Raw genomic sequence first — 24,459 nt, 5'->3', positions numbered from 1 at the left:
TGTCGGATATCGGCGTGGTGCAGTTTATCTGGCTCTGCACGAAGGATCACGAAGCCGGAAAAAACTCCATGCCGGCATAAGGCGCCTGTCGACAGGCCTGTAGCCGGGAAGGCAGATCTCCCACATGGATTTCGAGTTTGTGCCCGTCCGGGTCGAGAAAGTAAAACGAGTCACCTTCGCTGCGGTTGTCGCGCCATGACATCACCTGGGCCGCCTTGAGCCGCGCCACCAGCACCGGAAAGTCCTGGGCACCGATACTGAATGCGTAATGGGTGTAGTCCGCCGCAGGCGTCTTCTTGCGCAACGGGTCAACAGACAGGCACAACCATAATCCGGGCAGCGACAAATAGGCCCCTGTGTCCCACCGGGCCTCAAGACGAAGCTGCAAGAGCTCGCTATAAAAAACCACACTGGGGTCCAGCTCGGTGACAGCCAGTGTCAGATGATTGAAACCTGAGAGCATCGACGAGCAACCTTTGGAAAAGAAACGGATGAGTCAGGTGCCGTGGGTTCAAGGGTGAAAGCATGTCGTTGCCCAGCTCCGACAGCGCAAATGGATTCCCCGCCCAACCCCTTAGGCAAGATCCTACACAGAAGTCTCCGGTAACACTCAAACACGCCGGAAACGGCCGATTCAAAGCCCCGCATCATGATCTGTAAAGTCTGGAAACACACAGAAACAGCCCCCACGGACAGCACCACTCAACCAAGGAATGTAATCGCACCATGAGCCAGACAGCACAGCCGACCCATCGCTACACCAACTACCGTAAAGTCATTTCCCTGGCGGACCAGGATTGGCGGAGCGCCGAAGTCGGAAAAATCTCAGGGCTGAATGTCGAGGTCAAGACACCCAACGTCCTGGTCGACCAGTACGGCCGAACCTTTCACCACTTCTGCACCACGTCCTACCTGGGTCTGGACCACCATCCCGCGTTGCTGGACGGGGCCATGACGGCCCTGTGGGAAACCGGCACCTTGCGCGTCGCCAACTCGAAAAACCGCTGCAAGCTGGCGATCCTGGACCGATACGAAACCCAATTGTCGGAGTTGTTTGGCGCCAGTTGCCTCAGTGCCCTGTCATGCAGCGCAGCGAGCGCCGGGATCCTGCCGTTGCTGGCCAGCGGCGCGTTCACTGACAATCGGCCGCCTGTCATGGTGTTTGACAAACATGCCCATTACTCGATGAACCACCTCAAGGCCGCCTGCGCCGATGAAACCCAGGTCATCACCGGCCCGCACAACGACATGGACTTTCTCGAAGACGTGTGCAAACGCCAGCGCAACGTGGCGTATGTGGCCGATGGAGCCTACAGCATGGGTGGGGTGACCGATATGGACAGCCTGCTGTACCTCAAACAGCGCTATGGCCTGTTTCTCTATCTGGATGACTCCCACGCGCTGTCGGCCATAGGGCAATGCGGAACGGGCCTGGTCCGTTCACGCTTCCACGCCGTGGACGAGCGCACGCTGATTGTCGCCTCGCTGGCCAAATCATTCGGGGCCAGTGGCGGCCTGGCGATGTTTGGCAGTGAACGGCACAAAACACTGGTGCAGCGCTATGGCGGGCCAAGCAATTGGTCCCAAAGCCTGAACGCGGCGGCCATTGGCGCCGGCATGGCCTCGATCCGTCTGCACCGCAGTCGAGAATTCAGCGCCTTGCAGGAGCGTTTGCAGGCTAATATCCGCCTCTTCGACAGCCTTATCCGCACCGAGCAGCTCGGCAATGCCATGGCGATCCGCCTGGTGACCTGCGGTGAGGCAGCCCTGGCCAACCGCCTAGCAGTCGAACTGGCCGACCTGGGGTATTTCACTTCAGCGGTTTTTTTCCCCGTAGTGCCGCAAAACAAGGCCGCAATCCGCATCACCCTGCGCGCCGACATGGAGACGGACGTGATTCGCTCGTTCTGCGAACGGATCACCGATCTGCTGCAGGCACACGGGCGTGACATCCGTCCTTGAACGAGCGCCTTGATGAAGAACCGTACGACCCTGATCATCACCTGCACCACCGTCTTCCTGGCACAACTGGGCATGAGCATCTACTTGCCGGCCCTGCCCGACATTGCTCGGGATCTGGGGGCCGATGCGTCCCGGGTTTCCTGGGGCTTGTCGGTTTACCTGATCGGCATGGCGCTGCCGATGTTGCTGTGGGGCAGCGTGAGCCAGCGTCTGGGACGCAAACCGGTATTGCTGGCGGCATTGGGGCTGTACGGCCTGAGCAACCTGGCCCTACCGCTGGGTACAACAGTGGAGGCGTTTCTGACGCTCAGGTTGATTCAGGGCATCGGTGCCAGCGGTATCTCGGTGATGGCCAGGGTATTGATCCGTGACAGTTTCAGCGGCGATCTGCTGGCCAAGGCCCTGTCATGGATCTCTATAGCCTTCGTGATTGCCCTTGGCATCGGTCAATATCTGGGCTCTTTGATCCAGGTTGCCTTCGGCTGGGAAGCGATCTTCTACGGGTTGGGTGCGGTCAGCCTGGCCATGGCGGTCGCAGTGTCCCGGGTCGGGTTTGCAGTGCTGACAGAAGGCAGCAACGGGCAATCGGCGTGGCGCGTGTACGGCAGGATACTCAGATCCCGAGGGTTTTTATTGCCAGCCTTGGCCGGCGGCCTGGGTTACGGCGTGATTGTCGCGTTCAACACCGCCGCGCCACTGATCCTGCAGGAAAGCTTTCATTGGTCAGCGATTGAGTACGGCCTGCTGGGCTGGCCGATCAGCGCGGCGTACCTATTCGGCGCGCTGGCGGTCAACGCCTTGGTGCTACGCACCGGCCAACGACGATTGATGAGCTGGGGCCTTGCGCTGGTGCTGGGCGGCAGTGCGACCATGCTGCTGGGGAGCGTCGCGCTGAGCAGTGTCGCGCTGCTGTTCTGGCTGCCGTACTGCTTCGCGGTATTCGGTCAATCGTTGAATTACCCCATCAGCCTGTCCCTGGCCAACGAGGGTTCACCGGTGGCCGGCGCTTATGCCATGGCGCTGAGCGGTTTTCTGCATCAGTTGATGGCCTCACTCATCGGCGCCACGGCCAGCCTGTTGTTGAGCCAACAGGCCTGGCCGCTGGCGGCGTTGTGCACGCTGTTGGCCGTGGCGGCGCTGCTGTGCGGGCGGTTTATGCCAGCACGGGTCGCTTAAAAGGCGCTGCGGAAAATCTCCTCGATCTGCCGTTGATCCCCTGCCCGCGGGTTGGTCAGGCCACAAGCGTCCTTCAATGCGTTGGCGGCCAGTACCGGCACGTCGTTGAGGCGCACGCCCAAATCACGCAGGCCGGCCGGAATGTCTACGTCCCGGGCCAGGCTGCGGATCGCTGCAATGGCGACCCGCGCGCCTTCCTCCGGGCTGAGACCGTGCGTATCGGCACCCATGGCATTGGCTACGTCGGTCAGCCGAGCGGCGCATACCGAGGCGTTGAAACTTTGCACATGGGGCAACAGCACTGCATTGCACACGCCGTGGGGCAAGTCATAAAAACCGCCCAGTTGATGGGCCATGGCATGCACGAAACCCAACGAGGCATTATTGAACGCCATCCCCGCGAGAAACTGCGCGTAGGCCATGTTCTCCCGTGCCGTCAGATCGTTACCGTCGCCCACGGCCTGACGCAGATTATTACTGATCAAAGTGACCGCTTTCAGCGCACAGGCATCGGTGATCGGATTGGCAGCCGTGGATACGTACGCTTCGATCGCATGAGTCAACGCATCCATGCCGGTGGCGGCCGTCAGCCCTTTGGGCATCGCCACCATCAATGCCGGATCGTTGACCGACATGAGCGGCGTCACGTTGCGGTCGACAATGGCCATTTTCACGTGGCGAGTCTCGTCAGTGATGATGCAAAAACGAGTCATTTCGCTGGCCGTACCTGCCGTGGTGTTGATGGCGATCAGTGGCAACTGCGGTTTACTCGAGCGGTCAACGCCCTCGTAGTCACGGATTTCCCCGCCGTTGGTGGCGCACAAGGCGATGCCCTTGGCGCAATCGTGGGGCGAACCGCCACCCAGCGACACCACGAAATCGCACTGGCTCTCCTTCAACAACCCCAGCCCGCGCTCGACATTGGCGATGCTGGGATTGGGCTTGGCACCGTCGAAAATCACCGAATCGATGTCCTGCAGCGCCAGCAGTTCGGCCACCTTGCTGGCGACGCCGGCCTTGGCCAACCCTGCGTCAGTGACGATCAGGGCCTTGTGAAAGCCGTAGTTGCGGATGGCGGTCATGGCCTCGTCGAGGCAACCCAGCCCCATGACGTTCACGGCGGGAATGAAAAAAGTGCTGCTCATGGGAGATGCTCCTGGAAGAGGTCGGGATTGGCAGGGCTACCAGAATGACCGACTGGTCACGGCGCATCTTGATCTGGCTCAAGACTGGGTCGTGATAAAGTCGCGCCCTGCCTTAACCACGTTTTGAGATAACTTTCGCAATGACCGACTTCCAGCAATACGACGCCCAGCTCGAAGACTGGGATGCCTTGCGCGCCAGCACCGCTTTCAGTGGCTTGCTGCTGGGTAACGGCGCCAGCCGCGCCGTTTGGGACGATTTCGGCTACGACTCGCTGTTCGAAAACGCTCGCACCGTCGAAGAAAAACCCTTGAGCCCGTCGGAAATGAGTGTGTTCGACGCGATGCAGACCCGCAGTTTCGAACAGGTACTCGGCGCGCTGAAAACCACCAGCCGGGTCAACAAGGCCCTGGCCGTGAGCTCCGCGGCACCGCGCAACCGCTACTACGCAATCAAGGAAGCACTGATCAACACCGTGCACGCAGTGCATATCCCGTGGCGACTGGTGGAACCTGCGACCCTGGCGACGCTGAATCAGGAGCTGGGCCGCTATCGCACGGTGTTCACCACCAACTACGATCTGCTCAACTACTGGGCGATCCAGCATGCGCCCGAGACCGTCACCGACCTGTTCCTGGGCAACGATCACAGCTTTGATCTGAGCCAGGCCGGCACGGACAAACCCCGTCTGTTGTACCTGCACGGTGGCCTGCACCTGGTGCGCAACCAGGACGGCACGGCACGCAAACTGACCGCCACCGAAGGCACGCTGCTGGGTAGTTTCGCCATCAACAATACGATCAAGACCCTTGACGACGTGCCGCTGTTCGTCAACGAAGGCCCGAGCCAGGACAAGCTCAAGACCATCCGCAGCTCCGATTACCTATCGTTCTGCTACGACCAGTTGCTGCACCACCGCGACAACCTGTGCCTGTTCGGCCATGCCTTGGGTGACCAGGACAGTCACATCGTCCATGCCCTGCGCCAGGCCGCGCCGAAAACCGTGGCAATCTCGATCTACCCCCGCAGCCAGGCGTTCATCCAGCACCAGAAGCGCCATTACGCCAAGGTGTTCCAGGGGTTGGCGGTTGAACTGCGGTTCTTCGATGCCAAGACTCATCCGCTGGGCAACCCGAAGCTGTCGGTGCCGGTGGAGGTTTAGCCTCCCAGTCAGCGCAGGACCGTGGCGAGGGAGCTTGCTCCCGCTCGGCTGCGAAGCGGTCTGAAGAGTTTGCCGGCCGTGTAGCCGTCATCGCGAGCAGGCTCGCTCCCACAAGGGCGAGCCTGGCGATGCGGTCAAAGCGCCGTCAGCGTCTTGTCCTTGATCACCGTGGTCGGTCCGTTGGACATGACGCTGGCAATGCCCTTGTCCCGGGCGGCGTCAGAGGAATAGCTTTCGCTGCTGCCGATCACTTCGTGATTGCCAGCCTTGAGGTTGAAGTAAGGGTGGCCGTCCTTGGTGCTCTTGAGTTCATAACGTTCGGCCAGTGGGCTGTTCTTCTGCACCGAAGCGATGCCACCGTCGGCACCGCTGCGGGTCGTATACAGCTCGCTGGTCAAAATCGTTTCGGCGTTGGCCGCCTTGAGCACAAACTTAAACTGGCCGTTGCTGCTTTTGCTGACTTCGTACCATCCGGACATGTTCTTTCTCCTGGGCGGTTGAGGCATCCCCAAGAGTAAAGACCCGCTGCGCTTGTTCTGCCAGTGCCTTACAAGGTGATGGCCGTGCCCAGCAGCGTCAGGAACCCCGCCAGCCAGTTCGGGTGCGCCGGCCAGGCCGGGGCGGTCGCCAGATTGCCTTGAACGTGGCCTTCGGTGACCGCGCACTCGATAAAGGTCCCTCCGGCCAGACGCACCTCCGGAGCGCAGGCGGGATAAGCGCTGCATTCGCGCCCTTCCAGGATGCCCGCCGCTGCCAGCAATTGCGCACCGTGGCATACCGCCGCAATCGGCTTGCCCGCCTGGTCAAAGTCACGCACCAGTTGCAGGACTTTCTCATTCAGGCGCAGATATTCCGGCGCACGTCCGCCCGGCACCAGCAATGCATCGTAATCAGCGGCCTCGACACTGACGAAATCATGATTGAGCGCGAACAAATGCCCCGGTTTTTCGCTATAGGTCTGGTCGCCCTCGAAGTCGTGGATCGCCGTGCGCACGGTCTGCCCGGCGGTTTTGTCCGGGCACACGGCATGAACGGTGTGACCGATCATCTGCAAGGCCTGAAATGGCACCATCACTTCATAGTCTTCGACGTAATCGCCAACCAGCATCAGGATTTTCTTTGCGGCCATGGGGAGGACTCCTTGAGGAATGCGTAGGTAGTGAACGCATTAAAGGTAGTCCGGTACGTCGCTAGATGAGGGATAAGCGCTGATTACCTGACGGGCTGCACATCGCTGGATGCTGCATGCAACGTGTGGGAGCGAGCCTGCTCGCGATTCAGGCGGCGCGATTTTTCAGGTACACCGCGTCATCGTTCAATCGCGAGCAGGCTCGCTCCCACAGGGTAATGTGCCAGATGCTCAGGCGAGATAACCGTCAGCGCGCAGCAGGGTTTCGAGGCAGTGCTCGGTGATGTGGTAGAACGCCTTGAGTTCCTGGATCTTCGCCAGCAGCTCGGCCGGGTCCACCGGTTCGGCGCGTTTGACCGCCAGGATCATCTTGTTCTTGTTGGTGTGGTCCAGGGAAATGAACTCGAACACCTTGGTTTCGTAACCACATGCCTCCAGAAACAGCGCCCGCAGGCTGTCAGTGACCATTTCTGCCTGCTGGCCCAGGTGCAGGCCATATTGCAGCATCGGCTTGAGCAACGCCGGACTCTGGATTTGCAAGCGGATCTGCTTGTGGCAGCACGGCGAGCACATGATGATCGAAGCGCCCGAGCGAATGCCCATGTGGATCGCGTAATCGGTGGCGATATCACAGGCATGCAAGGCAATCATTACATCCACCGCAGCCGGCGCCACGCTGCGCACATCGCCGTGTTGGAAGCTCAGCCCCGGGTGCTCCAGCCGCGCGGCAGCTTCGTTGCACAGCTTGACCATGTCCTCTCGCAGTTCGACGCCGGTCACGATCCCTTCAGCCTGCAAGGTGTTGCGCAGGTAATCATGGATGGCGAACGTCAGGTAGCCCTTGCCCGAGCCGAAATCTGACACCCGCACCGGTTGATCCAGGGCCAGCGGCGACGATGTCAGCGCATGGCTGAAGACTTCGATGAATTTGTTGATCTGCTTCCACTTGCGCGACATCGCCGGGATCAGTTCGTGCTTGTGGTTGGTCACGCCCAGATCCGCCAGGAACGGGCGGTTCAGGTCCAGAAAGCGGTTTTTCTCGCGATTGTGCTCGGCCGATGGCACTTCTCGCAGTTGCTGGGGTTTGCTCTTGAACAGCGAACTCTTGCCCTTCTTGCTGTATTCCAGCTGCGCTTCGTCGGTAACAGCCAGCAGATGCGCGTTCTTGAACGACACCGGCAACAGCGCGGCGATGGTCGTCACGCCTTCGGCCAGCGGGAAATTCTTGGTGATGTCGCGGGTTTTGTAGCGGTAAACGAAGGACAGGCAGGGCTGATCCTTGACCGTCAACTGCTTGATGATCAGCCGCTGCAGGTCCGCTTCCTCACCGACGTACTTGGCCAGCACCAGTTTGATGAAGGCGTTCTGCTCAAGGCTGCTTTGCAGCAGCTCGATGAACTGGGCATGGTGATCCGGCGCAGGACGGGCGGGGGTAGCGGTAACTGACATGGAAAAAGCGGCCTCGGGGCGGCGGATCGGGAATGGCGGTTATTTTAGGGGGGATGGGCAGCGAGGGCACGGAAAAGTTCGTGTGGCGAGCAGTAGCCCCTATGGGAGCAAGCTTTGCTCCCACAGGCTTGTGCTGGCAGCCATTTTTCAGCCCAGCACCACCAACCGATTCGGCAGCTCATTGCGCGCGTGAGTCACCGGCACATGCTCCTTGAGCAATTGGCCGCAGGCCTCGATGCAGGTGACAAAGCCCTGCAACGTCTGGCCCTGGCGGACCTGCTGGGTGAAGGCGGCGACAATGGCTTCCCAGTGCTTGTTATCGAGACATTTGGAAATGCCTTCGTCCACCAGGATTTCCACGTACCGCTCGGCTTCGCAAACGAAAATCAACATGCCTGTGCCGCCGACGGTGTGGTGCAGGTTCTGCTCGAGAAATTGCCGACGCGCCAGATTGGAGGCCCGCCAGTGGCGCACGGTACGGGGGATCAGGTGAGTGGTGATTGCAGGAATGCGAAACGCCAGGCACAGCACGATAAACAGGCCCCATTGCACCAGCAGCAGACTGTGCATGTTCAGCCAGCCCGTGAGGTAATGCACCATGCCGGGCACCACCAAGGCCAGCAGGCTGGCCCACAGCAGCGGGATGTAGGCATAGTCGTCGGCGCGGGCGGCGAGCACGGTGACCAGCTCGGCGTCGGTGTCGCGCTCCACCTGGGCGATGGCCTCGGCGACCTTGCGTTGTTCGTGTTCAGTCAGTAATGCCATGGTTAAAAGTGCCTGCTCATTATTATTGTCACCAGCCGCCCGACGAACCGCCGCCCCCGAAACTGCCCCCACCGCCGCTGAAGCCACCGCCACCGCCGCCAAAACCACCGCCGCCACCGCCATAGCCGCCCCCGGAACCACTGCGTCCGGCCGGCAGGATACCGAGCATCTGGCACACGAACACCGTTACGATGAACAGCAGCACCAACAACACGAACAACCCCGGGTGGCGCCCGACGAAATCGCCCGCCTCCTGGCCATCGGCACCGTACGCCGCAGCCGGCTCATCCAGCGCATTGCCGCCCAGCACCCTCAACATCGCCGCTACGCCGTCGCTGATACCTTTGCTGAAGTTGCCGGCCTTGAACGCCGGGGTGATCACCTGGTTGATGATCACCGAACTCTGGGCGTCGGTCAGGCGGTCTTCCAGTCCGTAGCCCACTTCGATCCGCAGTTTACGGTCATCCCGGGCCACGATCAGCAGCGCGCCGTTGTTTTTATCCTTCTGCCCGATACCCCAGTGACGCCCCAGTTGATAACCGAAGTCTTCAATGCTGGTGCCTTGCAGGTCCGCCAGCGTGACCACGACCACCTGTTCACCGGTGGCCTGTTCATGGGCCTTGAGCTGTGCATCCAGTTGCGTGCGCACCGAAGGCTCAAGCATCTGGGCAGTGTCCACCACCCGCCCAGTCAGCGCCGGAAAACTCAGCTCGGCCTGGGCTGTGATGGCAAAGACCCAGAGCAACAGCACCAGGCCAAATTTCAACACTCGCATCGTAACTCCTGTGTGGGAGCGAGCTGGTGTGGGAGCTGAGCTTGCTCGCGATGAAGGCACCTCGGTCTTTCTAATGACCGCGTTATCGTTCATCGCGAGCAAGCTTTGCTCCCACAGGCTCGCTCCCACAGTTTTTTCAGAACTTCACTTCAGGGGCTTTTTCAGCGTTGGGGCTGGTGGCTTCGAAGGTTTCGCGGATCGGCAGATCGCTGTACAACACGCTGTGCCATAGGCGGCCGGGGAAGGTGCGGATTTCGGTGTTGTATTGCTGCACCGCGAGGATGAAGTCGCGACGAGCCACGGCGATGCGGTTCTCGGTGCCTTCAAGTTGTGATTGCAAGGCCAGGAAATTCTGGTTGGCCTTGAGGTCCGGATAACGCTCGACCACCACCATCAGCCGGCTCAACGCACCACTCAACTGATCCTGGGCCTGTTGGAACTGTTTGAGTTGTTCCGGGTTGTCCAGCGTACCGGCATCGACCTGGATGGACGTGGCCTTGGCCCGCGCCTCGACCACCGCCGTCAGGGTTTCCTGTTCGTGCTGCGCATAGCCCTTGACGGTCTCCACCAGGTTGGGGATCAGGTCGGCTCGGCGCTGGTACTGGTTCTGCACCTGGCCCCAGGCAGCCTTGGCCTGTTCGTCCAGGGTTGGAATGTTGTTGATGCCGCAACCGGCCAGCAGCGTGGTGAATAGCATCAGCGCCAGCATTTGCAGGTGGCGAAGGTGATTGAGTCGTAGATTCATCGGTTGAAGCTCCCCTCTACATTCCATTGAAAAAACACAGTCACCTATCTCTCCGGTGACTGGGGCATAATCTGCCGCCGCCACGGGATTGAATCAGGGTCGGTGGGCTAAAAGATGCCCTGCACGAAACTAAGTTCATCCGCGTGCGTTCGAAAACAGTGCTGCTCTTAAGTCAGACAATACTCGAACAACAATAGCCGCTCCTCACATTTTGCTGACGGCGTGTACTGATGACCGCCCTTAGGCTTGCGAGAAACCATTCATGAAGAAGCTGTGTTTGCTGGGCCTTTTTGTCACACTGGCCAGTCAATCCGTAGTAGCCGACAACCTGCCAACCCCGATGGAAAACAAGGATGCCTTCATCAGCCACCTGATGAAGCAGATGACCCTCGAGGAAAAGATCGGCCAATTGCGCCTGATCAGCATCGGCCCCGAGATGCCTCGGGAGATGATCCGCAAGGAAATCGCCGCCGGCAACATCGGCGGTACGTTCAACTCCATCACCCGTGCGGAAAACCGCCCGATGCAGGACGCGGCCATGCGCAGCCGGCTGAAGATCCCGATGTTCTTCGCCTATGACGTGATCCACGGCCACCGTACCATTTTCCCGATCCCCCTGGCCCTGGCCTCGAGCTGGGACATGGACGCCATCTACCGCTCCGGCCGCGTCGCTGCCAAGGAGGCGGCGGCCGACAGCCTGGACATCACCTTCGCGCCGATGGTGGATATTTCCCGCGACCCACGCTGGGGCCGGACCTCCGAAGGCTTTGGCGAGGACACCTACCTGGTGTCGCGCATCGCCGGGGTGATGGTCAAAGCCTTCCAGGGCAGTGGCGCTAACGCGGCCGACAGCATCATGGCCAGCGTCAAGCACTTCGCCCTGTACGGCGCGGTGGAAGGTGGCCGGGACTACAACATCGTGGACATGAGCCCGGTGAAAATGTACCAGGACTACCTGCCCCCCTACCGTGCCGCCATCGATGCGGGTGCCGGCGGGGTGATGGTCGCGCTGAACTCCATCAACGGCGTGCCCGCCACCGCCAACACCTGGCTGATGCACGATCTGCTGCGCAAGGAATGGGGGTTCAAGGGCCTGGCGGTGAGTGACCACGGCGCCATCTTCGAACTGATCAAACATGGCGTGGCCCGCGACGGTCGCGAAGCGGCGAAGCTGGCGATCAAGGCCGGCATCGACATGAGCATGAACGACTCGCTGTACGGCAAGGAGCTGCCTGGGCTGCTCAAGGCCGGGGAAATCGAGCAGAGCGACATCGACAATGCGGTGCGCGAAGTCCTCGCCGCCAAATACGACATGGGCCTGTTCAAGGATCCGTACCTGCGCATCGGCAAGGCCGAGGACGACCCGGCCGACACCTACGCCGAAAGCCGCCTGCACCGTGCCGATGCCCGTGACGTGGCCCGCCGCAGCCTGGTCCTGCTGGAAAACCGCAACCAGACCCTGCCCCTGAAGAAGAGCGCAAAAATCGCTCTGGTCGGCCCGCTGGCCAAGGCACCGATCGACATGATGGGCAGTTGGGCCGCTGCCGGTCGCCCGGCGCAATCAGTGACCTTGTTCGACGGCATGACCCGCGCCCTGGGCGCAGAATCAACGCTGATCTACGCCCGTGGCGCCAACATCACCGGCGACAAGAAAGTCCTCGACTACCTGAACTTCCTCAACTTCGACGCCCCGGAAGTGGTCGATGACCCACGCCCTGCCCAGGTTCTGATCGACGAAGCCGTTAAAGCCGCCCAGCAAGCCGATGTCGTGGTGGCCGCCGTGGGCGAGTCCCGCGGCATGTCCCACGAATCCTCGAGCCGCACGGAACTGAGCATCCCCGCCAGCCAGCGCGAGCTGATCAAGGCGCTGAAGGCCACCGGCAAACCACTGGTGCTGGTGCTGATGAACGGCCGCCCGCTGTCGCTGGTGGATGAAAAGCAACAGGCCGATGCGATCCTGGAAACCTGGTTCAGCGGCACCGAAGGCGGCAATGCCATCGCCGACGTGTTGTTCGGCGACTACAACCCGTCGGGCAAACTGCCGATCTCCTTCCCGCGCTCGGTGGGACAGATTCCAACCTACTACAACCACCTGAGCGTTGGCCGGCCGTTCACGCCGGGCAAGCCGGGCAACTACACCTCGCAATACTTCGATGACACCACAGGCCCGCTCTACCCGTTCGGCTACGGCCTGAGCTACACCGAATTCAGCCTGACGGACATGGCCCTGTCGTCCACCACGCTGAACAAGACCGGCAAGCTCGATGCCAGCGTGACCCTGGAAAACACCGGCGAACGAGACGGCGAAACCGTGGTGCAACTCTATATCCAGGACGTGACGGGCTCGATCATCCGCCCGGTGAAGGAGCTGAAGAACTTCCGCAAGGTGATGCTCAAGGCTGGCGAGAAGAAAGTCATTCACTTCACCATCACCGAAGACGATCTGAAGTTCTACAACGCCCAGCTCAAATACGCCGCTGAACCGGGCAAGTTCAACGTACAGATCGGCCTGGATTCCCAGGATGTGAAACAGCAGAGTTTTGAGTTGCTATAACCCTCAACAGATCGCAGCCTCGCTGCACTCGTCAGCTCCTACAGGGAAAGGTGATCACCTGTAGGAGCTGCCGAAGGCTGCGATCTTCTTAGCCCCGCCGCCCCAGCAGGTTCACCACCAACCGATCCACCAACCCCCACACCCGTTGCTTGACCCGTTTCCACAGCGGCCGACGCTTCCAGGCGTCGAGACTGACCTCCAGGCTCTGGGCGAAGTCTCGCTCGAAACTCGCCGCCACCGCAGTGCTGAGTGCGGAGTCGAGGGCTTCGAGGTTGGCTTCCAGATTGAAGCGCAGGTTCCAGTGATCGAAATTACAGGAGCCGATGCTGACCCAGTCGTCCACCAGCACCATCTTCAGGTGTAGGAAACATGGCTGGTATTCGAAGATTTTCACCCCAGCCTTGAGCAGACGCGGGTAATAACGGTGCCCAGCGTAGCGCACGGACGGGTGATCGGTGCGCGGCCCGGTGAGCAGCAGGCGCACATCGATGCCCCGGGCGGCAGCCTTGCGCAAGGAGCGGCGCACGTTCCAGGTGGGCAAAAAATACGGGGTCGCCATCCAGATCCGCTTTTGACCGCTGTTCAGGGCCCGGGACAACGATTGCAGAATGTCGCGATTCTGGCGGGCATCGGCATACGCCACCCGCCCCATGCCCTCGCCCATGGGCGGAACCCGGGGCAAGCGCGGCAAGCCAAAGTTGGAAGCCGGCTTCCAGGCACGGCGATGACGGTTGGCGAGCCATTGACGGTCAAACAGCAACTGCCAGTCCAGCACCAAGGGGCCGACGATTTCCACCATCACCTCGTGCCATTCGCAGCGGTCATCCAGCGGGCTCCAGAACTCATCGGTCACCCCGGTGCCACCCACCACCGCCAGGCGCTGGTCCACCAACAGCAGCTTGCGGTGGTCCCGATATAAATTCCTTACCCAGCGGCGCCAACTCAGGCGATTGTAGAAACGCAACTCCACGCCCGCCTCGATCAGGCGGTGGCGCAGGTCCTGGGTAAACGCCAGGCTGCCGTAGTCATCGAACAGGCAACGCACGCGAACACCGCGCTCGGCAGCCTGGACGAGTGCCTGGACCATCGCTTCGGCGCAAGTCCCCGCCTCCACCAGGTACAGCTCCAGCTCAACCTGTTCCTGGGCGCGGGCGATTTCCACCAGCATGCGCGGGAAAAACTGTGGGCCATCGATCAACAGTTCGAAGCGATTGCCCTCGCGCCACGGAAATACCGGGCCGCTCATGTCAGCGCGCCGTAAAAATCAGCACCGCATTCACCGGCACTGCAAGGCTGATGGCCGACAGCCCGGCCTGTTTGCGCAGCTTCTCCAATCCCGGCGCCAGGTCGAAATCCGCCGCATTGAGTACCACCGGCTCCAGGGTCACGACCTGGAAGCGTCGTTCATCCAGGCGCGTTGCCAGCAGTTCGGCCTGATACACCTGTTGCTTGCCGTGCAGGTCCACGGTCAGCGGCAAGCGTAGTTCCAGTTGAGCGCCGTTGGCCAGGTCCTGGATCGGTAACAGGTCGAGCTGCGCAGTGATGGAGGCGTCGGCAAATTGCTTGATCTCAAACAACTCGGCGCGCATGCGCTCGTCACGCAGGGGAATGCCACTGTTGACCGACTCCAGCTCCACTTCCAGCCGGACCATCCCCTTGGGCTGGACCTGACCATGCAACACCAGGAAGCGCTGGACCTCGGACACGTTGCCATTTTTGCTGCTGATAAACGACAGCCGCGACGATTCGCCGTCCAGGTACCAATTGGCCTGGGCCGGCAGCGCGGCGCAGGCCAGCAGCAAGGTCGCGACAGCATGAGAAAAAGACCGCTTGAACATACACACTCGGAGGGCAGATAAACCTGTGGCGAACCTTAACCGGGCCGAGGGCACTTGCAAACCTTCTGTTTCAATCCCCCTTCGGGAACACACAGGTCCTTTGACAAGGGGGATTCAAAATGTGTGGGAGCAAAGCTTCCTCGCGATGAACGATCACTGGGTTTGCCTGCTGAAACGCGGCGCCTGCATCGCGGGCAAGCCTTGCTCCCACAGATCCGGTCAAGGCTCCAACCGACACCCCTGCCGCTTCCCCAGCCATCGCGCGCTATTGCTTCGCCCCAGCCCGGCGACGGTAATGCGCTTCGCTTCAGGCGTCTCGAGAAAATCGCTGATGGGCACCGACTGCTTTACATAGCCATGGCAATAGTCAGCCGGTTGCTCCATCACGTAGCGACACGAGCAATACTCCTTGGCGGTGTAGGCGCTGATGATGTCGGGGAAGGCCCGCAGCGCCACCCGCTCGAGCCAGATCCAGCCGAGCAGCACCACAACAAGCACCGACATCAGCGTGAGCAGCGGTCTGCGTCTCATGGCTGCACCGTCCCGGCGAACGCCGCCATGGCTCGCTTGAGCAATTCGTTGTGGCGGTAGCTGCCGTCGCGGTCATCACCGTAGCGCACGATCACTAGCCCGGCGCTGGGGATCACGTACAACGCCTGCCCCCAATGACCCAGCGCGGCAAACGTATCCGGCGGCGCATCGGGCCACGGGCGGATGGCCGGGTCGGCAGCGCGGTTGAGCCACCAATGCCCACCGGGCACCGCTTCGTCCTGGCCGGCCCGGAAGCGAGCGAAGGGCTCGCGATTGAACGCCACCCAGGCTTGCGGGATCAGTTGCCGCTGGCCCCAGCGTCCCTCCCGTTGCATCAACAGCCCCACACGCGCCAGGTCCCGCGCCGTGAGGTAGGCGTAGGAGGACCCGACAAACGTGCCGGCGGCGTCGGTTTCCCAGGTGGCGTGGCGGATGCCCAGCGGCTCGAACAGGGCCGTCCAGGGATAATCGGGATAGCGCTCCGGGCCGACGATATTTTTCAATGCCGCGGCCAACAGGTTGCTGTCACCGCTGGAATAACGGAACGCCTGTCCCGGCGGGCTGAAGCTTTCATGCTGCGCGGTGAACGCTGCCATGTCCTGCCGCCCCCGGGTGTAGAGCATCGCTACCACCGAGGACTTGAGCGGTGCGTATTCGTAATCTTCCTGCCAATCCAGCCCCGAGGCCCAGTGAAAAAGATCGGCCAGGGTCATGTCCGGGTGCTTGCCCAACGCCGGGTAATACCGGGCGGCCGGATCCTGCAGACTGAACAGCTTTTGCCCATAGGCCACGCCGAACACCGTCGCCATCAGGCTTTTGCTGATTGACCAGGTCAGGTGCGCAGTGTCGGCACGGGTGGACCCGGCATAACGTTCGTAGACCAGCCGCCCGTCCTGGATCACCAGTAGCGCATCGGTGCGGATACCCTGGCGAGTGGCATCGTCGCGGGGTGGGAAGGCGTATTGCTCCAGGGCTTCGATAGCCAGCCCGGTGGGGTGAGGGCCGATTGACCATTGCTCGCCAGGCCAGTTTTCGGCGTGGGCGTGCAGGTTGAACATCAGCAGGAGAATCAGTAACCAGCCTTTGAACATGCTTGGGGCTCGCAGGATTGAACCTTCGGAGCCTATTCAGACTTGATGACAATTTGGGTATTTGTGTCGACAGTACTGACGCCATCGCGGGCAAGCCTTGCTCCCACAGGTCTACGGCAGACTGTCATTTGGCACTGATCTGTGGGAGCAAGGCTTGCCCGCGATGAGGGCCTTCAAATCAATGAAGATCCCAACGCCTTGGCCAACCGCTTGGCCCGCGCCCCCGCCGCCATCTCCATCACGGCTTTATCTCGCGTCCACATCTCGCGCCACAACGCCGGGCCGGTGGCCAGGGCGTCGCCCAGTTCTTCATCGAGCCCGTTGAACTGCGCGAACAACCCACCCAGCAGCACATGCCCGGCCGCGCTGGACGGGTTGTGGCGGCTCACTTCAGCGCAACCTGCCAACAACCCCAGCAGGCGCAATTGCAGGGCCTGGGGCCAAGCGCACTCCTGCCCCACGCCATACAACCAGGCGGCCATGGCACTGAGCACGTAAAGGTCTTCCAGGGTGCGGAACGGTTTGACGTAGGCGTCCCAGCCGTCGCCGGCCAACAACTCGCACAGCGCGCCATCCAGCACCACCCGGCCATGGCTGATGTCTGGCATCAGGGCGATGGCCGGGAGTTTTTCCAGGGTCACGCCCGGCTCTCCGGGATAAACCACCGCAAGATTCAACCGCGGCGGCTCGCCGGGTGCTTCGCTGCGAGCGGCGATCAGCAGCCACTCGGCGGCATCGCCCGCGGTAACGAAATCCTTGCGCCCGCTCAAACGCAGATCGGTGACACGAGTCTGCATGTCCGCCGGGCGCAGGCTGCGCTGCTCCGTGGCGCACAAGGCGCCCAGGCTCTGAGGCGCGCTGGGCCAAAGCACCCGAAGCGCCGCCTGATAGCCCACCAGAAAAGCCAACCCCGGCGTTGCCATCAATCGCGCCCCCAGTACGGCCAGTTCGAACGGCGTAACCGGCCCCAGGCGTTGCAGCAAGGACGCATAACCCTCGGCCAGGTCCGGATGGGCGGGCAGTCGTTCGCCGCGTTCGATCAGGTTTTGCCAGGGCATGGGAGGCTCCTCAATGGGCTGTCATATAAGCATCACCAAAGCTTCATGGCGATGACACCGGGGCTACATAGCCTGACTTTGCACAACATGGCTGCATAAAGAAAGTCGATCGGCTGCAACTGAACAGCCCGCACGGAGATTCGCTATGACTCAGATCGCCCGCATCAGCGACACTGGCAATGAACGCCGCCTGCAAGCCGAACGCCTGATTGGCGCCAACGCTCTGCAAGAAGCCCAGGCCCTGCGCTTCAACGTCTTCAGCGGCGAATTCAACGCCAAGCTCAAAGGCGCGGAAATGGGTCTGGACATGGACGACTATGATGTTCACTGCGCCCACATCGGCGTACGCGACCTGAACACCGGCCGCCTCGTGGCGACGACGCGCCTGCTTGATCACCACGCCGCCAGCAGCCTGGGCCGGTTCTACAGTGAAGAAGAGTTCAGCCTTCACGGCCTGGTCCATCTCAAGGGCCCGATCCTGGAAATCGGCCGCACCTGCGTCGACCCGGCCTACCGCAACGGCGGCACCATCGCGGTACTCTGGGGCGAACTGGCCGAAGTGCTGAACGAGGGCGGCTACAGCTATCTCATGGGCTGCGCGAGCATCCCGATGCAGGACGGCGGCGTCCAGGCCCAGGCGATCATGCAGCGCCTGCGCGAGCGTTATCTGTGCACCGAACACCTGCGCGCAGTGCCGAAAAAACCGTTGCCGGCCCTGGACGTGCCGTCCAACGTCATCGCCGAAATGCCACCTCTGCTCAAGGCTTACATGCGCCTGGGCGCGAAGATCTGTGGTGAGCCGTGCTGGGATGAGGATTTCCAGGTGGCCGACGTGTTCATCCTGCTCAAGCGCGACGAACTGTGCCCACGCTACGCCCGCCACTTCAAGGCAGCGGTGTGATGAGTCGGTTGCGGGTGTACGCGCGAATCGCGCGAGTGTTGCTGGTGGTGACGCTGGGCCTGAGCATGGCCAGCGTGTTCGGGCTGTTTGAACGGTTGGGTGTGGCCAACTCCATGGTACGTCGCCAGCGCTGGTCGCGTTTTTTCATGGCGCGCCTGAGCCACGCCCTGCCCTTCCACGTGACGGTGCACGGCCAGATGCCGCAACAGCCCATGCTGTGGGTCAGCAACCATGTGTCCTGGACCGATATCCCACTGCTGGGCATGCTCACGCCAATGTCCTTCCTGTCCAAGGCCGAAGTGCGCACCTGGCCCGTGGCCGGATGGCTGGCGGCCAAAGCGGGCAGCCTGTTTATCCGGCGCGGCTCGGGCGACAGCCAGTTGATCCGCAAGCAGATGGGCCGACACCTGGAACAGGCCCATCCGCTGCTGATGTTTCCCGAAGGCACCACCACCGATGGCCGCTCCCTGCGCACCTTCCATGGCCGTTTATTGTCGGCGGCCATCGATGCTGACGTGGCACTGCAACCGGTGGCGATCCGTTATCTGCGCAACGGTGAGCCTGATTCGCTGGCACCGTTCATTGGAGATGATGATCTGTTGTCCCATCTGATGCGCTTGTTTGCCAATGACCGGGGCGACGTGCATATCCATCTGCTGCCACCCATTGCCTGCCACGGCCAGGAACGCGCAGCCCTGGCGTTCCAGGCGCAACAGGCGGTGCATAAGGCGTTGTTTGGCGAAATTCCACAGAAGCAACAAGTGCCGATGCGGCCAGCCATTGCAGCTTGAACCGGGTCCTTTGTGGCCAAAGGATCCCTTAGTGGGAGCGAGCCTGCTCGCGATAGCGGTCTGTCAGTCACCTGATTCTTGACTGTCAGGCCCTCATCGCGAGCAGGCTCGCTCCCACATTTGATCTTCAGTGACAGCCAGAGCCCGCTCCCACAATTAGTTTTGTGGTGTTGTCTGGCTCAACGCAAAGTCCTGCAACTGCGGGTAGAACAGCCGGAAATCCTCGCTCAACGGCTCATAGAGTCTGACCAACTCCTCCATGGCCCCGGCCAGTTCCTCGGGCCGGGACAGGCGCCGGGAAATGCCTCGTAGCACCTGCCCAAGCACCTCGAACTCCCGGTAAGACCCCAGCCAGTCATCCGCCGCCATGTAAGGCGCGATTTGCGCCAAGCGCCCAGGCAACTGCGGCTCGGCGGCGAGCACCCGATAGACCTGGGAGGTGAAGTCCAGCAACGGCCCTTCGCCATACACCGTCCAGTCCCGGGCCAGGCAATGATCGAAAAACACGTCGAGCACGATGCCGGCGTAGCGCCGCCGTACGGTGGAAAAGCGCGACAAGGCGACATCCACCACGGGGTGACGATCGGTGTACATGTCGATGCGCCGATGCAGGGCAATCGCCGCTTCGATCTGCGGATCGTACAGCCCTTGCAGCGGCCCTTTGACGAAGTCGCCATAGAGGCTGCCGAGCAGACGTTCCCGGCCGGGGCCGCCGAGGTGCAGGTGTGCGAGATAGTTCATGGCGCAAAGCTTAGCATCACCGCCCCCATATCGTTATAACCCGATATAGCGATTTATTCGATGTTCAGATCAAATCCATATTTGTATATCGTCAAATAACGATTTAAGGTTCGCCTCATCGCGATATAGCGTTTTACTCATCCCGAGCAGCCAACCATGACCCTCGACCTCGACGAAATAATAAAAGCCCTGGCGCACCCAGTACGGCGAGACATCCTCAACTGGCTCAAAGACCCCAAGGTCCAGTTCCCCGAACAGTTGCACAACCACGAATTCGGCATTTGCGCCGGACAGATCGACCAGCGTTGCGGCCTGTCGCAGTCCACCGTGTCGGCCCATCTGGCGGTGTTGCAACGGGCGGGCCTGATCACCAGCCAGAAGGTCGGTCAATGGCATTTCTTCAAGCGCAACGAGGACGTGATCCAGCAGTTCCTCAAGCAAATGAGCCAAGAGCTCTGACCCGACAAGGACCCACCATGCCCCTCTCACTTCTCATCCTGGCCCTGAGCGCCTTCGCCATCGGCACCACCGAGTTCGTCATCATGGGCCTGCTGCCTGAGGTGGCGACCGACTTGGGTGTATCGATTCCCGGTGCCGGCTGGCTGGTGACCGGCTATGCCCTGGGCGTGGCCATCGGGGCACCGTTCATGGCTCTGGCCACCGCGCGGTTGCCACGCAAGGCAGCCCTGGTGGCGCTGATGGGGATTTTCATCATCGGCAACCTGCTCTGCGCCATCGCCAGTGACTACAACGTACTGATGTTCGCCAGGGTCGTCACCGCCCTGTGCCACGGTGCGTTCTTCGGCATCGGTTCGGTGGTGGCCGCCGGCCTGGTGGCACCGAACAAGCGCGCCTCGGCCGTGGCCCTGATGTTCACCGGCCTGACCCTGGCCAACGTGCTCGGCGTACCGCTGGGCACCGCGCTGGGCCAGGAAGCCGGCTGGCGCTCGACCTTCTGGGCCGTGACTCTCATCGGCGTGATTGCCCTGATCGGCCTGATCCGCTTCCTGCCGGCCAAGCGCGATGAAGAAAAACTCGACATGCGCTCGGAGCTCGTCGCCCTCAAGGGCGCAGGCCTGTGGCTGTCCCTGAGCATGACCGCGCTGTTTTCCGCCTCGGTGTTCACCCTGTTCACTTACGTCGCCCCCCTACTGGGGGAAGTCACTGGCGTATCGCCCCGCGGCGTGACCTGGACCCTGGTGCTGATCGGCCTGGGCCTGACCCTGGGCAACATCATCGGCGGCAAGCTGGCGGACAAGAGCCTGGCGAACACGCTGATGGGGGTTTTCACCACCATGGCCGTGGTGTCCACCGTCTTGAGCTGGACCAGCGTCGCGCTGATCCCCACTGAAATCACCCTGTTCCTCTGGGCCACCGCCTGCTTCGCCGCCGTGCCGGCCCTGCAAGTCAACGTGGTGACCTTCGGCAAAGCCGCGCCAAACCTGGTTTCCACCCTGAACATCGGCGCCTTCAACATCGGCAACGCCTTGGGCGCCTGGGTCGGCGGCAGTGTCATCGACCACGGCCTGGGCCTGACCAGCGTGCCCCTGGCCGCCGGAGCGCTGGCCGTGCTGGCGCTGCTGGTCACCCTGATCACTTTCCGCCAAGGCGGTCATACCGGCCTGGCTCCCGCAACTCACTGACTTTTCCCCTTCACTTATGAGGTTGTAGTTCATGGCGACAATTTTCGATCCGATCAAACTCGGCGACATCGAGCTGAAAAACCGCATCATCATGGCGCCGCTCACCCGCTGCCGCGCCGACGCGGGCCGCGTGCCTAACGCGCTGATGGCCGAGTACTACGTGCAACGAGCCTCCGCCGGCCTGATCCTCAGCGAAGCCACCACTGTCACCCCCATGGGCGTGGGCTACCCGGACACCCCCGGCATCTGGTCCAACGACCAGGTGCGCGGCTGGAGCAACGTGACCAAAGCCATCCATGGCGCCGGCGGCAAGATTTTCCTGCAACTGTGGCACGTGGGCCGGATCTCCCATCCGTCTTACCTGAACGGCGAATTGCCGGTGGCGCCCAGCGCCATCCAGCCCAAGGGCCATGTGAGCCTGGTACGTCCGCTGGCCGACTACCCAACGCCACGCGCACTGGAAACCGCTGAGATCGCCGACATCATCGACGCCTATCGCGTAGGCGCCGAGAACGCCAAGGCCGCCGGTTTCGACGGCGTGGAAATCCATGGCGCCAACGGCTACCTGCTCGACCAGTTCCTGCAAAGCAGCACCAACCAGCGCACCGACAACTATGGCGGCTCCCTGCAAAACCGTGCCCGCCTGCTGCTGGAAGTGACCGACGCCGTCATCGAAGTCTGGGGCGCCGGCCGGGTGGGCGTACATCTGGCGCCACGCGCCGACTCCCATGACATGGGCGACGAGAACCGCCTGGAAACCTTCAGCTACGTGGCCCGCGAGCTGGGCCAGCGTGGCATCGCCTTTATCTGCTCCCGTGAAAAGGAAGGCGAAGACAGCATCGGCCCGCAGCTCAAGCAAGCCTTTGGCGGCCCGTACATTGCCAACGAACGCTTCACCAAGGACAGCGCCAACGCCTGGCTGGCCGAGGGCAAAGCGGATGCCGTTGCCTTCGGTGTGCCGTTCATTGCCAACCCGGACCTGCCGGCGCGCTTGAAAGCTGACGCACCGCTGAACGAGCCGCATCCGGAAACGTTCTATGGGAAAGGCCCGGTGGGTTACATCGATTATCCCGTGATGTAAATACAATAACCGGCCCTTACATAAAAGCCCCGACTCGAAAGAGCCGGGGCTTTTTTACATCCATCAACTTCCGAGCCATCAAAACTTGATGACATCGAAACATCAAATAACAACACCACACTGACTCACTGTGGATTAATACACCCGACAGCGCTAATAATAAGTCCAAACAACAACCCACTAACTCTATGGATTAAACCGACACTTAACATTTTAAAAAAACCAATTAACACCTTGTAAAAAAAACCACTAAACCAAGCAACTTTAATTGCACACATTTATCTTGTGCAGGCTTTATTACGCCTTGCATTACATGAGAGACAACATGACCATGAACATGATGAAAAATTTAATCCTCGGCCTGCTACTGGGACCGCTAGCCGCCACCACCAGTCTGGCCAACACCGGCATCACTGTGGAGCTGGTAAACAAGACCTCCCACGCCTTGGAAATGACAAACATTCTAAGTGAGCTACCCACGCACCCGGACATATCCTTGAGTGCTTATGACGTGCCCGCCAAAGCGACCCGCGAATTCTATTTCGTCCATAACAGGAAGTTCACTTATCCCGCTGCTGGCTGGCAGCCGACGCTGAGAAAGATCAAACCGATTGAACTCGTGCTCTCCTACCAGATGAGCACCTTCAACTTCGGCTGCCAAATGCAAACCCGGTTTGAAGCCCCCATCGGTTTTGGTGTCCTGGAACCCAGTTACCGGCCAAACAGGAAAAGCAGAACCGCATATACCGGCAATGGCGAATACACCTGTCGCTCAGAGATCTTCCAGAAGATGCTCGAACCTCCTTTCAACTATTCCGTGCGCCTCATTGTTGAATAAACCAGAGGGTCGGTAACAGGCCGACACGACAGGTACAGGCGCCTCAATGGCGCCTGTACACGAACATGCCATCACTCTCCTGCACGATAGCGACTCGCGAGCGATCAACGTGTCTGCAGTTCGTCTATAAATGACTCCGCCAGGATCAAGGCCCGGCGGGGTCCTCGCCGTTCAGCTATTGACACAAACTGATGAAATTGAGCATTTTGTTTTATTTGCGCAGGTGGGGGCTCAGGTGCAGCATATCCAGCCCGATCTCCACCCAGCGCTCGGCCTCACCCGCCAGTGCGAAGCTGTCGGGAGCCAGTAGCCACTGGTACAAAATGCCGTCGATGTAGGCGTGAATGGCGACTGCAGCCCGTTCGGGATCCAGATTGTCCGGCAACTGGCCACGATTCATCGCATTGCGCAACGACAACGCGATACGCACATTGCAGTCGAGACTGACCTGCCGCCGCTGCTGGCGCAAATCGCACATTTCATCGGTGAACTCGCACTTATGAAACAAAATCTCATTAATGCGTCGGGTTTTCGGGTCCAGGGCCACCTGCTGGAACAACCGCACCAGCAGCTTGCGAACACACCCCAGGGGGTCAAGCTCCTCTTCACTTTCACTGGCGCGGGCCAAGTCATCGAGCGGCTCGTGCAACGTATCGAGCATGGCCTGGAGCAAGTCCGCCTTATTACTGAAATGCCAGTAGATGGCACCGCGCGTTACACCGGCCAGCGTCGCGATGTCAGCCAGTGTCGTGCGGGCCACACCGCGCTCGAAAAAGGCTTTTTCGGCCGCTTCGAGTATCTGGCTGCGAGTCTCCAGGGCTTCCTCTTTGGTACGACGGACCATGGCAGTAAACACCTCAATCAGGATGCGTAAGCAATGCGTAAGGATCAACTGAACAAAATGTGAGGCGGCGTTTTTTCGCAACGCGTCTGCGACCTGCGCAGGCCTTTTGTCAGGCTTTTGTAAAGACTGATGGTACGCAATTTGGGTGTTTACAAACAACCGTGTACGTAAGTATATTTCTTAGCATCCTACTAATTGTTTATTCCGCTCTTTTTTACCTTCCACTTTCTTGTGCGCCTCTT

The 24,459-nt window shown here is 60.8% G+C and carries 25 protein-coding genes; 10 read left to right on the top strand and 15 right to left on the bottom strand.

Translation table 11 applies throughout. The annotated features are described in order from the left end of the window. Positions 1–46 precede the first annotated feature (46 nt). A complete protein-coding gene (gene fos, locus BMY45_RS10250; RefSeq protein ID WP_092397218.1) occupies positions 47–463 on the bottom strand; it encodes a fosfomycin resistance glutathione transferase in 417 nt (138 codons plus the stop codon). A 263-nt stretch (positions 464–726) separates the two neighbouring features. Between fos and BMY45_RS10245 the strand changes: the two genes are divergently transcribed. Both BMY45_RS10245 and BMY45_RS10240 read left to right on the top strand, forming a co-directional pair. After that, positions 727–1,962 (top strand): aminotransferase class I/II-fold pyridoxal phosphate-dependent enzyme, encoded by a 1,236-nt coding sequence (locus BMY45_RS10245; RefSeq protein WP_092397216.1) that lies wholly within the window; start codon positions 727–729, stop codon positions 1,960–1,962. A gap of 12 nt (positions 1,963–1,974) precedes the next feature. Then, positions 1,975–3,138 carry an MFS transporter gene (locus BMY45_RS10240; protein ID WP_092397214.1) on the top strand — a complete coding sequence of 388 codons (1,164 nt, stop codon included), beginning with the start codon at positions 1,975–1,977 and terminating at the stop codon, positions 3,136–3,138. Here BMY45_RS10240 and yiaY read toward each other — a convergent pair. Beyond that, positions 3,135–4,283 carry an L-threonine dehydrogenase gene (yiaY, locus tag BMY45_RS10235; protein ID WP_092397212.1) on the bottom strand — a complete coding sequence of 383 codons (1,149 nt, stop codon included), beginning with the start codon at positions 4,281–4,283 and terminating at the stop codon, positions 3,135–3,137. The genes BMY45_RS10240 and yiaY overlap by 4 nt on opposite strands. Before the next feature lie 140 nt (positions 4,284–4,423). On the opposite strand from yiaY, the gene BMY45_RS10230 reads away from it, so the two are divergent. Then, entirely contained in the window at positions 4,424–5,443 is a 1,020-nt protein-coding gene (locus tag BMY45_RS10230) for a DUF4917 family protein (RefSeq protein ID WP_092397210.1), read from the top strand. A gap of 134 nt (positions 5,444–5,577) precedes the next feature. Here BMY45_RS10230 and BMY45_RS10225 read toward each other — a convergent pair whose 3' ends face one another. The 6 genes from BMY45_RS10225 to BMY45_RS10200 all read right to left on the bottom strand — a co-directional run bounded on the left by BMY45_RS10225 (position 5,578) and on the right by BMY45_RS10200 (position 10,306). Further along, entirely contained in the window at positions 5,578–5,922 is a 345-nt protein-coding gene (locus BMY45_RS10225; RefSeq protein ID WP_092397208.1) for a YegP family protein, read from the bottom strand. Positions 5,923–5,990: 68 nt separating this feature from the next. Then, positions 5,991–6,572 carry a DJ-1/PfpI family protein gene (locus tag BMY45_RS10220; protein ID WP_092397206.1) on the bottom strand — a complete coding sequence of 194 codons (582 nt, stop codon included), beginning with the start codon at positions 6,570–6,572 and terminating at the stop codon, positions 5,991–5,993. Between the two features lie 231 nt (positions 6,573–6,803). Further along, positions 6,804–8,021 carry a class I SAM-dependent methyltransferase gene (locus tag BMY45_RS10215; RefSeq protein WP_092397204.1) on the bottom strand — a complete coding sequence of 406 codons (1,218 nt, stop codon included), beginning with the start codon at positions 8,019–8,021 and terminating at the stop codon, positions 6,804–6,806. Between the two features lie 147 nt (positions 8,022–8,168). Beyond that, positions 8,169–8,786, bottom strand: coding sequence for a TPM domain-containing protein (locus BMY45_RS10210; protein ID WP_092397201.1), 618 nt, complete (start codon positions 8,784–8,786; stop codon positions 8,169–8,171). A 28-nt stretch (positions 8,787–8,814) separates the two neighbouring features. Continuing rightward, entirely contained in the window at positions 8,815–9,561 is a 747-nt protein-coding gene (locus BMY45_RS10205; RefSeq protein ID WP_092397199.1) for a TPM domain-containing protein, read from the bottom strand. A gap of 136 nt (positions 9,562–9,697) precedes the next feature. Further along, entirely contained in the window at positions 9,698–10,306 is a 609-nt protein-coding gene (locus tag BMY45_RS10200) for a LemA family protein (RefSeq protein ID WP_092397197.1), read from the bottom strand. A 262-nt stretch (positions 10,307–10,568) separates the two neighbouring features. Between BMY45_RS10200 and bglX the strand changes: the two genes are divergently transcribed. Next, on the top strand, positions 10,569–12,860 hold the full coding sequence (bglX, locus tag BMY45_RS10195; protein WP_092397196.1) for a beta-glucosidase BglX: 2,292 nt from the start codon (positions 10,569–10,571) through the stop codon (positions 12,858–12,860). An 88-nt stretch (positions 12,861–12,948) separates the two neighbouring features. Here bglX and BMY45_RS10190 read toward each other — a convergent pair whose 3' ends face one another. The 5 genes from BMY45_RS10190 to BMY45_RS10170 all read right to left on the bottom strand — a co-directional run bounded on the left by BMY45_RS10190 (position 12,949) and on the right by BMY45_RS10170 (position 17,378). Beyond that, positions 12,949–14,106, bottom strand: a complete 1,158-nt coding sequence (locus BMY45_RS10190; RefSeq protein WP_092397194.1) for a phospholipase D-like domain-containing protein — start codon at positions 14,104–14,106, stop codon at positions 12,949–12,951. A 1-nt stretch (position 14,107) separates the two neighbouring features. After that, positions 14,108–14,698, bottom strand: a complete 591-nt coding sequence (locus BMY45_RS10185; RefSeq protein WP_092397192.1) for a YceI family protein — start codon at positions 14,696–14,698, stop codon at positions 14,108–14,110. Between the two features lie 219 nt (positions 14,699–14,917). Further along, entirely contained in the window at positions 14,918–15,229 is a 312-nt protein-coding gene (locus BMY45_RS10180) for an amidase (RefSeq protein WP_092397190.1), read from the bottom strand. Further along, on the bottom strand, positions 15,226–16,320 hold the full coding sequence (locus BMY45_RS10175; RefSeq protein ID WP_092397188.1) for a serine hydrolase domain-containing protein: 1,095 nt from the start codon (positions 16,318–16,320) through the stop codon (positions 15,226–15,228). The genes BMY45_RS10180 and BMY45_RS10175 overlap by 4 nt, the downstream gene beginning before the upstream one ends. Positions 16,321–16,493: 173 nt before the next feature. Next, the gene (locus tag BMY45_RS10170; RefSeq protein ID WP_092397186.1) at positions 16,494–17,378 is read right to left on the bottom strand and encodes an acyl-CoA dehydrogenase middle domain-containing protein; all 885 of its coding nucleotides are present in this window, start codon (positions 17,376–17,378) and stop codon (positions 16,494–16,496) included. A 145-nt stretch (positions 17,379–17,523) separates the two neighbouring features. On the opposite strand from BMY45_RS10170, the gene olsB reads away from it, so the two are divergent. After that, positions 17,524–18,279, top strand: coding sequence for an L-ornithine N(alpha)-acyltransferase (olsB, locus tag BMY45_RS10165; RefSeq protein WP_092397184.1), 756 nt, complete (start codon positions 17,524–17,526; stop codon positions 18,277–18,279). Then, positions 18,279–19,070 carry a lysophospholipid acyltransferase family protein gene (locus BMY45_RS10160; RefSeq protein ID WP_092397182.1) on the top strand — a complete coding sequence of 264 codons (792 nt, stop codon included), beginning with the start codon at positions 18,279–18,281 and terminating at the stop codon, positions 19,068–19,070. The genes olsB and BMY45_RS10160 overlap by 1 nt, the downstream gene beginning before the upstream one ends. Positions 19,071–19,226: 156 nt before the next feature. Here BMY45_RS10160 and BMY45_RS10155 read toward each other — a convergent pair whose 3' ends face one another. Continuing rightward, positions 19,227–19,811 carry an acyl carrier protein phosphodiesterase gene (locus tag BMY45_RS10155; protein ID WP_092397180.1) on the bottom strand — a complete coding sequence of 195 codons (585 nt, stop codon included), beginning with the start codon at positions 19,809–19,811 and terminating at the stop codon, positions 19,227–19,229. Positions 19,812–19,967: 156 nt separating this feature from the next. Here BMY45_RS10155 and BMY45_RS10150 point away from each other — a divergent pair, with 156 nt between their 5' ends. From BMY45_RS10150 to BMY45_RS10135, 4 genes are all read left to right on the top strand, one after another. After that, positions 19,968–20,270, top strand: coding sequence for an ArsR/SmtB family transcription factor (locus BMY45_RS10150; RefSeq protein ID WP_014336977.1), 303 nt, complete (start codon positions 19,968–19,970; stop codon positions 20,268–20,270). A 17-nt stretch (positions 20,271–20,287) separates the two neighbouring features. Further along, a complete protein-coding gene (locus BMY45_RS10145; RefSeq protein WP_092397178.1) occupies positions 20,288–21,454 on the top strand; it encodes an MFS transporter in 1,167 nt (388 codons plus the stop codon). A gap of 31 nt (positions 21,455–21,485) precedes the next feature. Continuing rightward, positions 21,486–22,535, top strand: a complete 1,050-nt coding sequence (locus tag BMY45_RS10140) for an alkene reductase (protein WP_092397176.1) — start codon at positions 21,486–21,488, stop codon at positions 22,533–22,535. A 325-nt stretch (positions 22,536–22,860) separates the two neighbouring features. After that, positions 22,861–23,373, top strand: coding sequence for a hypothetical protein (locus BMY45_RS10135; RefSeq protein WP_092397174.1), 513 nt, complete (start codon positions 22,861–22,863; stop codon positions 23,371–23,373). A gap of 211 nt (positions 23,374–23,584) precedes the next feature. On the opposite strand, the gene BMY45_RS10130 is transcribed toward BMY45_RS10135, so the two are convergent. After that, complete coding sequence (locus BMY45_RS10130) at positions 23,585–24,217, bottom strand: TetR family transcriptional regulator (RefSeq protein WP_092397172.1); 633 nt, start codon at positions 24,215–24,217, stop codon at positions 23,585–23,587. Positions 24,218–24,459: the final 242 nt, after the last annotated feature.

The sequence above is a fragment of the Pseudomonas sp. NFACC39-1 genome (genome assembly GCF_900110355.1).
Classification (GTDB): Bacteria; Pseudomonadota; Gammaproteobacteria; order Pseudomonadales; family Pseudomonadaceae; genus Aquipseudomonas; species Aquipseudomonas tehranensis.
This window is presented reverse-complemented; position numbering and strand designations above follow the sequence as displayed.